This is a genomic window from Xanthomonas sp. NCPPB 3959, assembly GCF_056675575.1.
Window position 1 is genome coordinate 1 of sequence record NZ_JBWWVR010000006.1, and the last position, 13,939, is coordinate 13,939.

General features: G+C 65.1%; 10 protein-coding genes. 8 read left to right on the forward strand and 2 right to left on the reverse strand.

Annotated elements, in window-relative coordinates; genetic code table 11:
* On the reverse strand, positions 1-1,542 hold a 1,542-nt coding region (gene acs, locus AC1KVG_RS08580; RefSeq protein WP_481094118.1), incomplete at its 3' end, for an acetate--CoA ligase.
* Between the two features lie 295 nt (positions 1,543-1,837).
* On the opposite strand from acs, the gene AC1KVG_RS08585 reads away from it, so the two are divergent.
* From AC1KVG_RS08585 to AC1KVG_RS08610, 6 genes are all read left to right on the forward strand, one after another.
* A complete protein-coding gene (locus AC1KVG_RS08585) occupies positions 1,838-3,220 on the forward strand; it encodes a DcaP family trimeric outer membrane transporter (protein WP_481094119.1) in 1,383 nt (460 codons plus the stop codon).
* A gap of 69 nt (positions 3,221-3,289) precedes the next feature.
* A complete protein-coding gene (locus AC1KVG_RS08590; protein ID WP_006451668.1) occupies positions 3,290-3,607 on the forward strand; it encodes a DUF485 domain-containing protein in 318 nt (105 codons plus the stop codon).
* Positions 3,604-5,331: a cation acetate symporter gene (locus AC1KVG_RS08595; protein WP_023905655.1), complete on the forward strand. Its 1,728-nt coding sequence runs from the start codon at positions 3,604-3,606 to the stop codon at positions 5,329-5,331. The genes AC1KVG_RS08590 and AC1KVG_RS08595 overlap by 4 nt, the downstream gene beginning before the upstream one ends.
* Positions 5,332-5,777: 446 nt before the next feature.
* Positions 5,778-6,887, forward strand: a complete 1,110-nt coding sequence (locus AC1KVG_RS08600; RefSeq protein ID WP_481094120.1) for a glycerophosphodiester phosphodiesterase family protein — start codon at positions 5,778-5,780, stop codon at positions 6,885-6,887.
* A gap of 85 nt (positions 6,888-6,972) precedes the next feature.
* Positions 6,973-7,845, forward strand: a complete 873-nt coding sequence (locus AC1KVG_RS08605; protein WP_481094121.1) for a peptidylprolyl isomerase — start codon at positions 6,973-6,975, stop codon at positions 7,843-7,845.
* A gap of 14 nt (positions 7,846-7,859) precedes the next feature.
* On the forward strand, positions 7,860-8,636 hold the full coding sequence (locus AC1KVG_RS08610; protein ID WP_481094122.1) for a hypothetical protein: 777 nt from the start codon (positions 7,860-7,862) through the stop codon (positions 8,634-8,636).
* An 84-nt stretch (positions 8,637-8,720) separates the two neighbouring features.
* Here the strand turns inward: AC1KVG_RS08610 and AC1KVG_RS08615 are convergent, their stop codons facing one another.
* A complete protein-coding gene (locus AC1KVG_RS08615; protein ID WP_481094257.1) occupies positions 8,721-9,866 on the reverse strand; it encodes an ROK family protein in 1,146 nt (381 codons plus the stop codon).
* Positions 9,867-9,971: 105 nt separating this feature from the next.
* On the opposite strand from AC1KVG_RS08615, the gene AC1KVG_RS08620 reads away from it, so the two are divergent.
* Together AC1KVG_RS08620 and AC1KVG_RS08625 are read left to right on the forward strand one after the other, a co-directional pair.
* On the forward strand, positions 9,972-12,656 hold the full coding sequence (locus AC1KVG_RS08620; RefSeq protein WP_481094123.1) for a TonB-dependent receptor: 2,685 nt from the start codon (positions 9,972-9,974) through the stop codon (positions 12,654-12,656).
* Positions 12,646-13,902, forward strand: coding sequence for a phosphodiester glycosidase family protein (locus tag AC1KVG_RS08625; protein WP_481094124.1), 1,257 nt, complete (start codon positions 12,646-12,648; stop codon positions 13,900-13,902). The genes AC1KVG_RS08620 and AC1KVG_RS08625 overlap by 11 nt, the downstream gene beginning before the upstream one ends.
* Positions 13,903-13,939 lie beyond the last annotated feature (37 nt).

Consider the following 13,939-nt stretch of genomic DNA (forward strand, 5'->3'; position numbering starts at 1 on the left):
GCGGCCGGTGATCCAGTAATAGCCATCGGCATCGCGGCGGCAGCCGTCGCCGGTGAAGTAGCTGCCCGGATAGGTGCGGAAGTAGGTGTCGATGAAACGCTGATGATCGCCATAGACCGAGCGCATCTGGCCTGGCCACGAATCCAGCAGCACCAGATTGCCTTCGGTGGCGCCTTCCAGAATCTTGCCTTCGGCATCGACCAGCGCCGGCTGCACGCCAAAGAACGGCAGGGTCGCCGAGCCCGGCTTGAGATCGACCGCGCCGGCCAGCGGCGAGATCAGAATGCCGCCGGTTTCGGTCTGCCACCAGGTGTCCACGATCGGGCAACGGCTGTCGCCGACCACTTCGTAGTACCAGCGCCAGGCTTCCGGATTGATCGGCTCGCCGACGCTGCCGAGCAGACGCAGGCTCTTGCGCGAGGTCTTCTTGACCGGCTCCTCGCCATCGCGCATCAGTGCGCGGATCGCGGTGGGCGCGGTGTAGAAGATGCTGACCTTGTGCTTGTCGATCACATCCCAGAAGCGCGAGACGTTCGGGTAATTCGGCACGCCTTCGAACATCACCGCGGTGGCGCCGTTGGCGAGCGGGCCGTAGACGATGTAGCTGTGGCCGGTGACCCAGCCCACATCGGCGGTGCACCAGTAGATGTCGTCTTCGCGCAGGTCGAACACCACTTCATGCGTGTAGCTGGCAAACAGCAGATAGCCGGCGGTGGTGTGCAGCACGCCCTTGGGCTTGCCGGTGGAACCGGAGGTGTAAAGGATGAACAACGGATCTTCCGCGTTCATGCGCTCGGGTTCGCACTCGGCCGGCTGGCCGTCGACCACATCATGGAACCAGCGATCGCGCGGTGCCTGCATCTCGACCGCACCACCGGTGTGACGCACCACCAGCACCGTTTCCACCGTGTTGGTGCCGGGCAGTTTCAGTGCCGCATCGACATTGGCCTTGAGCGGAATCTTCTTGCCGCCGCGCAAGCCTTCATCGGCGGTGATGATCAGCTTGCTCTGGCAATCGATCACGCGGTCGGCGATCGAGTTGGCGGCAAACCCGCCGAACACCACCGAGTGCACCGCACCGATGCGCGCGCAGGCGAGCATGGCCACGGCCGCATCGGGAATCATCGGCATGTAGATGGTGACGCGGTCGCCCTTGTTGACGCCCAGATTGCGCAGCGCATTGCCGAGCTTGCACACGCGCTCGTACAACTGGCGATAGGTGACCGGATAGGATTCGGCGTCCGGGCTGTCGGGTTCGAACAACAGCGCGGTCTTGTCGCCGCGCGTGGCCAGCTGGCGATCCAGACAGTTGACGCTGGCATTGAGCTCGCCATCGCCGAACCAGCGAATATGGAAGTCGTCCAGCGCGTAGCTGACGTCCTTTACCTGGGTGGGTTGCTTGAACCACTCCAGCCGCTGTGCGGCCTTGCCCCAGAACTGCTCGGGGTGTTCGATCGATTCGCGGTACAGCGTTGCGTACTGCTCGCGCGTAATGCGCGCATCAGCGGCGAACGCGGGATCGACGGGATAAACATCAGCCATGGCACCCTCACTTGCGATGAACTTGTCGGAAGAGAGCGCGACAGCCGCCCTCGGTAGACAATCAGTGTGCCGTATCCATTCTGTCCCGGCGTTCAACCGGGCCTTAGACCTTGGTCTTAACCGCCAGAGCGCGTTATCCCAAATCCGTTCCCGGTTCTAGTGCGACGATCGGTCACCTTGTGGAATGCTGCGTTGCAGCTACGACCAAAGGCGAATAGGCTCGCAAGTGCGGACTGCCTCACGCTCCGCACAGCATCGCCATCAAGCGCGAGGCCTTCATTGGGGAGAGGGGTCTATGAAACACCGTACTGCACCATTGGTGCGCCATCCGTTGGCGGCTGCGTTGTTTGTGGCGAGCATTCTGCCGGGCGCTGCGTTTGCGCAAACCGCCAAGGAAAAGGCATTGGAAACGCGCATTGCCGAGCTCGAGCGTCAGGTACAACTGCTGGTCTCTGCACAGCAGCAACAGCAGGGCCAGATTGCCCAGACGCAAACGCAGGTGACCGAGGTGCGCACCTTGCAGGCGCAGACGCCGGCCGCACCTGTAGTGCCTGCCGGCAAGAAGCCGATCCAGCTGAGCAGCATCACGCCGAACGCGTTGCCGGGGACAACGTTTCGTTTTGGCGGTTTCATCAAGGCCGACTTCATGACCACCCGCACCAGCGACGGCGCATTGCCCGAAGGCGCGGTGGGGCGGTACCTGTATATCCCGACGCAGACGCCGGTCGGCGGCCAGGCCTCCAGCACCGACACCGACTTCCATGCCAAGTTCTCGCGCTTCAATCTGGGCGTGGACACCGTCACCGATAACGGCGACAAGCTCACCGGCTTCATCGAACTGGATTTCTTCGGCAACGCGCTGGCCAACCAGGTCAACAACTTGTACGGCGGCACCTTGCGGCATGCCTACATGAGCTGGAACAACTGGCTGGCCGGCCAGACCTGGTCCAACTTCATCGATTCCACGATCCTGCCCGAGGCCGCCGACATCGTCGGGCCGACCGACGGTGCGCTGTTCAGCCGTCAGACCCAGATTCGCTACACCCGCGGTGCCTTCAGTGTGTCGGCAGAAAATCCCGAGACGCTGACCACGCCCTACCAGGGTGGCAACACCATCCTGGCCTCGGACCATGGCGCGATGCCGGACCTGACCGCGCGCTACAACTGGAAGGGCACCTGGGGCACGTTCGGGCTGTCGGCGATCGCGCGCCAGTACCGCACGCGCAGCGCGCTGACCAACGACACCGACTTCGGCGGCGCCATCGCCGGCGGCGGGCGCTGGATCATCAACTCCAACAACGACCTGCGCTATCAGCTCAGCTACGGCGAAGGTCTTGGCCGCTATCTGGGTCTGGGCAACGGCTCGGACGTGGAAATCGACATGGACGGCAACATCCAGACCGTCAGCACCGTGGCTGGTTGGGTGGCGTGGCGCCACGACTACAACGCCAAGCTGCGCAGCACCATCATGTATTCGCGCGTGGATTACGACCACGACATCGCCAATACCGGCGGGCTGGCGAGCAAGTCGCAGCAGAGCATCCGCGCCAACGTCTTCTATTCGCCGCTGCCCAAGGTCGATGTGGGTGCAGAGCTGATGTACGGCCGCCGCGAAGCTGAAAACGGCGATTCCGGCGACATCTCGCGCCTGCAGTTCACTACCAAGTACAGCTTCTAAGATTCACCCCGCCGGTGGCCCGCCACGCATGTGGGCGGGCCGTGCCGCCCGCACTCCAGGAGACAGACCATGACCGTCTCGAATGAAGCACTGATCGCCAAGATCGATGCCAATCCGAAGTACCACGCGCTCAAACGCCAACGCAACACGCTGGGCTGGACGCTGACCGTGCTGATGTTGCTCGCCTATTACGGCTACATCGGCCTGATCGCCTTCGACAAGGAATTCCTCGCCAAACCGATCGGCGCCGGGGTGACCTCGATCGGCATTCCGATCGCGATCGGGGTGATGGTGTTCACCATCATCATCACCGCCATCTACGTGCGTCGTGCCAACAACACCTACGACCAGCTGACCGCGCAGATCCTGGAGGAAGCCCGCAAATGAGCAAGACTTCGCGCCTTCTCCTGATTCTGGCCGGCCTGCTGCCGGCAGGCCTCGCACTGGCCGCCGGCGGCGACATGGGCCAGGTCGACAAGCAACCCACCAACTGGGTGGCGATCGGCATGTTCGGCTTCTTTGTGCTGGGCACCTTGTGGATCACCAAGTGGGCAGCGGCCAAGACCAAATCGGCCTCTGACTTCTACACCGCCGGCGGTGGCATCACCGGCTTCCAGAACGGCCTGGCGATCGCGGGCGACTTCATGTCGGCGGCCTCGTTCCTGGGCATTACCGCAGCGGTGATGGCCAACGGCTACGACGGCCTGATCTATGCGATCGGCTTTCTGGTCGGCTGGCCCATCCTGACCTTCCTGATGGCCGAACGGCTGCGCAACCTCGGCAAGTACACCTTTGCAGACGTGGCCGGCTATCGCTTTGCGCCAACCGCGATCCGCAGCTTTGCCGCATCGGGCACGCTGGTGGTGGTGCTGTTCTACCTGATCGCACAGATGGTCGGCGCCGGTGCCTTGATCAAGTTGCTGTTCGGCCTGGACTATTGGGTGGCGGTGACGCTGGTCGGCGTGCTGATGATGGTCTACGTGCTGTTCGGCGGCATGACCGCCACCACCTGGGTGCAGATCATCAAGGCGGTGTTGCTGCTGACCGGCGTGACCTTCATGGCCGTGGCGATCATGTGGCACTTCAACTTCAGCTTCGAGGCGCTGTTTGCTGAGGGCGTGCGGGTCAAGACCGCGATTGCGGCCAACGGTGGTGCGTCGCCGGAGGACGCAGCCAAAGCGGGCCTGTCGATCATGGGGCCGGGCGGTTTCGTCAAGGACCCGATCTCGGCGATCTCCTTCGGTATGGCGCTGATGTTCGGCACCGCCGGCCTGCCGCACATCCTGATGCGCTTCTTCACCGTTCCCGATGCCAAGCAGGCACGCAAGTCGGTGCTGTGGGCCACCACCTGGATCGGCTACTTCTACATCCTGATCTTCATCATCGGCTTCGGTGCGATCGCACTGGTGCTGACCAACCCGCAGTTTGCCGATGTTGCCACCGGCACCATTCACGGCGGCAAGGGCGCGGCCAACATGGCGGCGGTGCTGGTTGGCAATGCAGTGGGCGGCAATGTGTTCATGGGCTTCATCTCGGCGGTGGCCTTTGCCACCATCCTGGCGGTGGTCGCAGGTTTGACCCTGTCCGGCGCCTCGGCGGTGTCGCACGACCTGTACGCCACGGTGATCAAGAAGGGCAATCCGGCGCCGGGTTCGGAGCTGAAGGTCTCGCGTGTCACCACCCTGGTGCTGGGCGTGATCGCGGTGCTGCTGGGTATCGTGTTCGAGAAGCAGAACGTGGCCTTCATGGTGTCGCTGGCGTTCGCCATCGCCGCCTCGGCCAACTTCCCGGTGCTGATCCTGTCCTTGTTGTGGAAGAACTGCACCACCCGCGGCGCGGTGGTCGGTGGCTTCCTGGGCCTGATTTCCTCGCTGGTGCTGACGGTGCTGTCGCCGTCGGTGTGGGTGGATACGCTGGGCAATGCAGCTGGCTCGGCGCCGTTCCCGTACACCTCGCCAGCGCTGTTCTCGATGACGATTGGCTTTGTCGGCATCTGGCTGTTCTCGATCCTGGATCGCAGCCCGCAGGCGGCCAACGAACGTTCCGCGTTCAAGGCGCAGCAGATCCGTGCCGAAACCGGCCTGGGTGCCACCGGTCCGTCGGGTCACTGACGTATCGGCCCATCGCTGGATGTATCGCAGAACGCCGGCCTTGTGCCGGCGGTCTGCGTTTTGGGTGGCGCGCGCCGCGAGGTCCCACCAACGCTGTTGCCTGGGCATGCGGGTTTACATCAGTCAGTGGATCCGGCAGGTGCCGACCACGTTGGTGGCTTGTCGCCTCACGCATCGTGATGCGCGCCTGCCAGTTCAAGCATCGCTTCGCATCGCCGCGCCTCACTGCGCATGCGCGACAGATCGCCATGCCGCAGAAATAATTAATTCATGGTAAGTGACTAAATTGGCGAACAAGCCGAACGCTGATCACGCACGGCCTGGCCTCACTCCCGGTATCGACCGGCTGGCGAGTGCGCTGCAAGCGAGTTCGCCGATTGCGTCGACCCGTCGGCTCTCGTCCATCCCTTGCCCTTCCTGCACCTACGAACCGGGACACAGAGACCATGCCTACCACCCTCGCTCCACATCCCCTGGCCCGTGCCTGCCGCCTGCTCGGCGCGCTGGCCGTGCTGGCCGCCATGCCGCAACTTGCTGCTGCATCGTGCGGCAATACCGCCAACAAGATGGCGGAGATCCTCAACGACAAGTTCACCGCCGATACCCTGGTGCTGGCCCACCGCGGCCTGTGGGGCAAATACTCGGGCGATCCATCGATTCCGGAAAACTCCAGCCGCGCCGTGCTCAATGCCGACGTGCAGTGCATGGATGGCGTGGAGCTGGACGTCAAGGTGACCCAGGACGGCATGCCGGTGCTGAGCCACGACTTCAATCTTGGGCGCACCACCGACGTGTACACCGTCGTAGGGGGCGGCAAGTACAACCCGAGCACCAACCTGGGCGCCAATCCGCTCGTCAGCAGCCTGTCGTTGGCCAACATCAAGCGACTGCACCTGCTCACGCCGAACCGTGGCACCGTCACCGGGTGGGAGATGTACAGCCTGGACGAGCTGTTTGCGTATTGGAAGCGCAACAACATGCAGCTGCCGCTGATCTTCGACGTCAAGACCGCCGATGGCGTGCGCGCAGTACACACCGCTGCCTTGAAGGCATTTCCCAATCATCCCGAGCAGGTCGTGGCGATGAAGGTCAACGCCACGTTGTTCCCGCACCCGGCCGCGTTTGCCGGTAACGCGAAGTATGTGCATGCCATTCCGGTCTACACCACCAACATGTTGTCGAAGATCGATGTGCCGGCCAGTCGTGTCGAATGGCAACGCTATGCCCACACGCTGGAAATCAACGTCAAGCAGGATGATGGCCTGTTGCAAGGCCAGAAGAACGCAGCGCGTGCCGAGGGCAAGCGTATCGCCATCTTCCAGGCCATTCCCGATGGCCCGGGTGCCGGCGAGTTCATCAGCAACAACGGTTCGTGTTGCTACCGATTGTCGCAACTGTATTCCTCGTATCAGGGGAAATCCGATACCGCAGACCATCGCGGCGATATCGGTTTCCTGATGTCGCAGCGGTTCGGGCTGATTACCACCGACGATCCGAAGTCGACCATGCGCACGCTGAAGATCAACGGGCGGCGCATTTCGCATTACGCACCGTAACGCCTTGACGGCATCCGGTGCGGCCGAGGTTGTCGCACCGGATGACCGGAAATAGTCAATCGCCGCTGTTTCTGAGGGAGATCTCATGTCCAAGTTGTTCAACGTTGCTGTGGGTCCTGCACGCGCGACGCGCTACGTGTTGCTGCTGCTCGGTGCCTGCATGACCACGCAGGCCGCCATTGCATCGCCGACAGACGCAGATGGGAGGGAAGAGGCTGTGCCAACTGAACATGCACGCCGCGAAAATGCGGACAGCGCCGCTGCTTCCATCGAACGCGCGATCCTGGCCGAACGCGCAAGGAGCCAAGGCCTTGCCGATGATCCGCAAACGGCTGCCCTGCTGCGCGAGGCTGCCGACACTGTGCTCGCGCAGGCCGAGCGCGATCACCTGCTGCAGAGCGTGACGGTGTCGCAGGCGGATATCGCAAAGCGCTTTGCCGAGCGGCCGGGCGACTTCGACGAATTCCGACTCAGCCATGTCTTCATCGCTGAACAACCCGAGTCGGCGCCGCGGCGCAGTCATCCGTTGAGCCAGGCGCAGGCCCTGGAGCGTGCGCAGATGCTGCGCCGTCGCATCGAGCGTGGAGGCGATTTCGCCCGACTGGCCGCCGAGGAGTCCGACGATGGCGCCACTGCCGCCGACGGGGGACAGCTGTCGTCGATGTTCGGCCTTTACCTGGACACGCCGTTCGAGGTGCCGGTGCGTGCGCTGGCGGTGGGCGACGTGTCTGGCCCCGTGCGCGGCCCTGGCGGATATCACCTGATCCGTCTGGAGGAAAAGCACACCGCCACGCTCGACACCGTGGGCGGGATGATCGAAGCGCAGCTGCGCGAAGAACTGCGCGATCGCGCCATCGCCCAGCTGGTGCAGGAACGCTCTGCGCAAGCGGCGGGTCTGGCGTCCTCTGACCAGAGCCAGCGCAGCGCCGATGCTGATGCGCAGCGGATCCGGCAGTGAGAGGAAAAGGCGCGTTGTCCCGATGGCTGATCCTCGTGCCGCACGCGCTCGCCTTGTCAGCCTGTGGCACCGGATCGTCGCAGGCCTTCCAGACCGAAGCGAAGACGCAAGCCGGTGGTGCAGAGACGACGCACAGCACTGCCGCTGCCGCGTCGGGCGAGCGTGCCGCGGTGTCTTATGCGCGCGCGCAGACCTATAGCCGCTGCGCCATGCTTGCCGAGGCGGCGCGGTCCGCGACGTCCGTTGGCGATGCGGACCTGGCGGAGCCTGGTGCGCGCGCCGTGGTGTCGCAACGCGCACGCGACCATGCTGCCCAGCTGGCGGCTTGCCGGCACATTGGCGAAGGCGAGTACGCGCAGGTGGACCAACTGCTGCGTCAGGCCGCCGCCGGCGGCAATACCGACGCGCAGCTCGAATTGCTGGGTCGACGCGCACGCCTGTTGTTGGAGCGCCAACCCGCCGTCGCCGCAGACGGCAGGCCGCAACCGCTCTCCCCTTCCGATCGCGCTGACGCCGAGCAAGTGCTGGCCGACCTTGAGGCGATGGCGATGCAGGGCAACCGGGCGGCGATGCCGGTGCTGGATCAGTTCGTGTCCTCGCCGCTGCTGGCGACCGCCGAGCCGCTGTACGGCGACGCCTGGCGACTGGTGTCCCAGCAGCCGTTCGGACATCCGTTGCCGGCTGCAGCGCCGTTGCGCGGTGAGGAGATGTTTGAGGAGATGGATGCCGCCACGGAGCGGCAGGTGGTGATGCTTGCACGGGAGCTGCATGCAAGCTGCTGCGCTCGCTGACGCGTCGGGCAGGCTGCCGTCACCCCAGCGGCAAGGCGACTGACGCACGGCGTGCACGGCAGGCGACGTCGCTGCCGGCGGGCACTAACGGAAGTAGCGCGCCTTCAACGGCAGCGTCGCCGCGCCGATCGCACAGGCGTCGGCCGGTGCTTCGGCCGGCAGCAGCAGCGGCATCGGGCGGCCCTGGCCGCGGCGGGGCTGGTTGTCGATCTGTACCGCGGCGATCAGCCGCTGCGCCAGATCCGCGGGTAGGCGGCCGCCAAACACGATGGCTTCCGGGTCGCACACCGCGGTGATTGCCGAGACGATCAACGACACGCCTGGCGCGCTGCGCGCGATCCAGCGCTCGATCGCCGGCCATGCCGGGTCGTAGGCGGCCAGCAGGCTGCGCACATCGGCAAACACCACGCCGTCTTCGGCCAGCAGTTCGCGCAGCAACTCCAGCGTGGCGCGTTCGAGTTTCTGCGCCGGCAGCATGCCGGCGAATTCACCGGCATTGCCGCGCGCGCCGCGCATGACCTGGCCGTCGATGACCAGGCCGCCGCCGAATCCGTAGCTGAGATAGAGATAGGCGAAGTCGCGATGGCGCTGGCCCACGCCCAGCATCGCCTCGCCAGCGGCGGCCACGCTGCCGTCGTTGTCCATCCATACCGGCTGCGCAAAGGCATCGGCCAGCCACGGACACAGTGCGACTTGGCCCAACGCGCGCAGCGGCTCGGGCGGATTGATGAAGCTGTCCACGCCGGTGAAGAACCCGCTCATCGCCACGCCGATGCCCAGCCGTGGGCCTGCATGGTCCACGCTCGCCAGCACTGCGGCATCGGCGGCCTGCAGCTGGGTCAGCACGCCGTACAAGGTGGTATCGGTCAGCGCGACCTCGGTGATGGCCAGCACCGTCCCGGAAAAATCCATCAGCGCCAGGGTCAGCGCATCGGTGGCGATGGAGATGCCCAGCGTGTGGCCGTGCGCCGGGTTCAGCGACACCGCCACGCCCGGCTTGCCGCGTCCGGCGCGGGCCACGCCGCTGCCCATGTGCACCATGCCGCGCGCCTGCAGGCCTTCGATCAGGCGCACCGCGGTCTGCACGGTCAGCCCGGTGCCACGGCTGAGGTCGGCGCGGGTGAGCACGCCGGCCAGGCGCAGGCGCTCCAGCATGTCGCGCTCGTTGAGGCTCAGGCCCGGGAAGGGCGGCGAGTGCAGCGGCAAGGCAGAAGTGGCAATGGACGACATGGCGAGCGGTGTCACGGGGGGAAAGCTAGCTTAACCGCTGCGGCTGAAATAATTAATTCACAGTAAGTTATTAAATTGGCGAGCTCTGCCATCGTCGGTCATCCCATGTCACGTTTCCGCACCCGTCCGTGTCCCCGTTTTTGCCTGTTGGCGCTTTGTGTGGGCGCCAGCCTGAGTGCTTACGCCGCCGAGACCGTTCCTGCCGCGCCCGCTAGCGACACTGCCAGCGACACCGCCCCGGTGCAGCTGGATGCGGTGCAGGTTTCCGGCCAGCACCTGTCGATCCGCCAGGCGATCGGTGCCAAGCGCGAGGCGGCGGTGGTGTCCGACGGCGTGGCCGCCGACGATATCGGCTCGATCCCGGACTTCGGCCTGGGCGAGGCGCTGCAGCGCGTGCCGGGCGTGTCGATGGTGGTCAACAACGGCCGCGGCGAAGCGCAATTCATGAGCCTGCGCGGCTTCAATCCGGACTACAACAATGTGCTGATCGATGGCGTGGCGCTGCCCTCCACCGAGACCAGCCGGCGCGTGCAATCGCTGGATGTGATTCCCGCCTCGCTGGCGCAGCAGGTGGACATCTACAAGACCTTCAACGCGGACATGGACAGCAATGCCATCGGCGGCATCGCCGCGCTGCGCACGCGCAGTGCCTTCGATCACGACGGCCGCTTCGCCACCGTGCGCGCCAACGTAGCCGATTGGGAAAACCGCCGGCATCTGCAGGGCAGCACGCCGTCCGGCCAGGTGCAGGGCAGCTTCAGCGACACCTTCGGGCCGGACAACCGCTTCGGCGTGGTGCTGTCGGCCGATTACTTTCGCCGCGATTCGTCCTCGTTGAATACCGCCATCGACAGCTACAGCTATTACGCCAACGGTGTGCGGCAGAACCTCACGCCCGGCCTGGACCCGGCCGGGCTGGCGATCGCGCCGGACCGCTTCCGTCCACTCAGTTACGACAACGTGCGCCAGCGCCGCAGCGTGTTCGGCAAGCTCGAATACGACGACGGCGAAGACGTGAAACTGGCCTTCAGCGCCGGCGCGTTCGAGCACCGCAACGACGAGCAACGGCGTTCGCAATGGATCAACCGTGTCGGCAACGCAACCATCAGCGACACCAACACTGGCCGCTACGCGCAAGGCAGCGCGCAGGTGGATGCCAACCGTTTCGATCAGACCCGCACATTGCGTTACGCGCAGCTCGGCGGCAGCTTTCGGCTCAACCCGGAAGGCCATGTGGATGTACTGCTCAACCGCGCCACCGGCAAATACCAGCAGGACACCCGCGAGGATGTGTTCAGTGCGGCCGCATCGTCGCGCCTGGGCTTCGGGTATGCGCTCGGCGACGATACGCGCCCAAGTATCGTCTTGAACGACCCGGGCTATTACGGCAACGCGGCCAACTACACGCAGCAGTATTTTTTGACCCGCGTGGAAAAAAGCAGCACCGACACGACAACGTTCAAAGTGGACTACAGCCAGAACGCCGATGCCGACGCGCGCGGTTGGGGCGTTCGTACCGGCCTGCAGTACCGCGATCTGCAGCAGCGCTACAACCTGGATGAAGTCCGCCGCAACCCATCCGGCCGCGTGACTCTGGCAACGATTGGCACCGACGATGCACGCATCTGCCCGTATGCCGATTTCAGCTGCCTGTTGCTGATCGACCCGGCCAAGGTCGCCGCCTTCGCCGCTGCTTCGCCAGGCGCCTACGTGCTGGCCAACACCAATGCGCGCAACAGCGCGATCAGCGACTTCCGCATCGACGAGCGCAATGGCGCCGCCTATCTCATGGGCACCTGGCATGGCGAGCGCACGCTGGCGACGTTCGGCTTGCGCAACGAATACCTGCAGCGCGAAGTTCTTAGCGCGGTGCCGCAGCCGCTGAGCAGCAGCACAAACTACGTGCAGCAATCGGCCGACAGCGATCGTCGCTTCCTGCTGCCGTCGGCCAACCTCGCCTGGGACATCGCCCCGGCGTTGAAACTGCGCATGGCCGGCAGCCGCACCATTGGCTTGCCCACCTACGCCGACATTGGCCAGAACAGCAGCCCGGTGGTGGATGCCACCGGCTTCACCATCAATCGCAGCATCGCCAATCCGCTGCTGCGTCCACGCCGTGCGGACAATCTGGATGTGTCGCTGGAGTGGTATCCGGACCGCGATTCACAGCTGTCGGTGGCGCTGTTCCACAAGCGCATCGGCGATGAAATCGTGCGCCTGACCAGCACCGACACCCAGCGCGATCCCGGCGGGTTGCTTGGTACTTATCAGGTCACCACCACCCAGGCGATCAATACCGGCGATGCGCAGGTGCAGGGCATCGAATTCACTGCCATCGATACGCGCTTCGACTTCCTGCCCGGTGCGTGGTCGAACCTGGGCGCGATGTTCAACGCAACCCTGCTCGACCCGCGCACCGCCGATGTGCAGATGGCCGACGGCAGCCGCCGCGCGCTGCCCGGCCTGATGGAATCGCCCAAGCGCAGCGCCAACGCCTCGCTGCTATACGACATCGGCCCGTTCAGTGCGCGCGTCAGCGCCAACTACACCGGCCAACAGCTGCTGTCCGCCGCCACCGACAACCGCGTCAACGACCGCTATTACGCTGCGATCACCAGTTACGACGCGCAGCTGGCGTGGAGTTTCAGCAAGCAACTGCGCCTGACCGTGCAGGGCCGCAATCTCAGCAATGCGCGGCTGACGCGGGTGATCGGCGCCGACCAACAACTGATGCGCGAGCAGCTCGACAACGGCCGTGCGTATTACCTGGGAGTGGACTATGCGTTCTGATCGACGCGGAGCAGCGGCGCTGTTGATTGCACTACTGGCAACGCTGGCCGGCAGCGCCAATGCCGACGATGGTGCAATGCCGAAGGCAGACGCGCAGTTTGTGCCGATGGAAACCATCGTCAGCGGCGACTGCTGGGGACAATGGCCGGACGATGTGCTGGCAGCGGTGAGCCGCTGCAAACCGGCCGAGCGCAATCGCATCGCCTTGCAGGTGCCCGACGATGCCGATGGCCCGGCACGTGTCGGCATCGATGGCAGTGCTTGCAGCGGCGCGCGCTGTGCAGGCCTGGTGCAGGTGTTGCAAGTCGCACCCAGCCAGCGCCTGCTGCTGCGCACGCCGCCGGCACGCATCGACGCGGTGCTGGCTGCGTTGGACCAGGCCCACGCCCGCGATCGCATCAGTATCGAACCGCTGGTGCAGCCGGTGCCCGCACCCGGCGTGCCGATCACGCTGGCGCCGGGTGTGCGCTACTGGCGGCAAGCAGTGAGTGAGCCGCAACCGGTGATGCTGCACATCGCCGAGATCGATCTCTCCACCCCCGGCCTGCAACTGGTCGGCACGCGCGGCGAGCGCGGCGGCGGTGGCGAATTTCTCGCCAATCCCACTACCGCGTTCGTACGCGATGGCGAGCTGGCGTTGGCGATCAACGCCGATTACTTCCTGCCGTTCGATGGCGGGCATCTGTTCGACAAGGCATTCGTGCCGGCCACGGGGCAGGGCGTCACTGCCGAAGGTCTGTCGATCAATGAAGGCCATCTCGATTCGGCCGCCACCACCACCGATACACGCGTCAACGCAGCGCTGTGCGTGAGCGCACGCAATGCGGTGCGCATCGTGCGCGGCAATTGCCCCTCCGGCACGCGGATGGGCGTGGGCGCCGGCCCGCTGCTGCTGCTCGACGGCAAGCGCCAGCCACGCGAAGCCAGCCGCGCCGAGTACTACGACGGCCCCGAACCACGCAGCGCACTGGGCCTGGATCGCGCACGCAAGACGCTGTGGATGGTGGTCGCCGACGGCCGCCAGCCCGGCTACAGCGTCGGCATGACCCTGGACGCGCTCACCGCGGTGTTGCAGCAACTTGGCGCCAGCTCCGCCATCAATCTGGACGGCGGCGGCTCCAGCACCCTGGCTGCGCGCGTGGACGGGCGCGTGCGTATGCTCAACCGCCCTATCCACACCGGCATCCCGGGGCGCGAACGCCCGGTTGCCAACCAGCTCGGGGTGCGCATCGCCCCGCAGCCTTAAGCGACAAGCGAGCGGCGCGGTACCATTGGTGGTTTGA

What these genes read in the sequence shown, in the direction of transcription:
- AC1KVG_RS08615 (WP_481094257.1), bottom strand. Translation starts at nt 9,866, where the DNA reads ATGTCGTCCATTGCCACTTCTGCCTTGCCGCTGCACTCGCCGCCCTTC.
- AC1KVG_RS08620 (WP_481094123.1), top strand. Translation starts at nt 9,972, where the DNA reads ATGTCACGTTTCCGCACCCGTCCGTGTCCCCGTTTTTGCCTGTTGGCG.
- AC1KVG_RS08605 (WP_481094121.1), top strand. Translation starts at nt 6,973, where the DNA reads ATGTCCAAGTTGTTCAACGTTGCTGTGGGTCCTGCACGCGCGACGCGC.
- AC1KVG_RS08585 (WP_481094119.1), top strand. Translation starts at nt 1,838, where the DNA reads ATGAAACACCGTACTGCACCATTGGTGCGCCATCCGTTGGCGGCTGCG.
- AC1KVG_RS08590 (WP_006451668.1), top strand. Translation starts at nt 3,290, where the DNA reads ATGACCGTCTCGAATGAAGCACTGATCGCCAAGATCGATGCCAATCCG.
- AC1KVG_RS08600 (WP_481094120.1), top strand. Translation starts at nt 5,778, where the DNA reads ATGCCTACCACCCTCGCTCCACATCCCCTGGCCCGTGCCTGCCGCCTG.
- AC1KVG_RS08625 (WP_481094124.1), top strand. Translation starts at nt 12,646, where the DNA reads ATGCGTTCTGATCGACGCGGAGCAGCGGCGCTGTTGATTGCACTACTG.
- AC1KVG_RS08595 (WP_023905655.1), top strand. Translation starts at nt 3,604, where the DNA reads ATGAGCAAGACTTCGCGCCTTCTCCTGATTCTGGCCGGCCTGCTGCCG.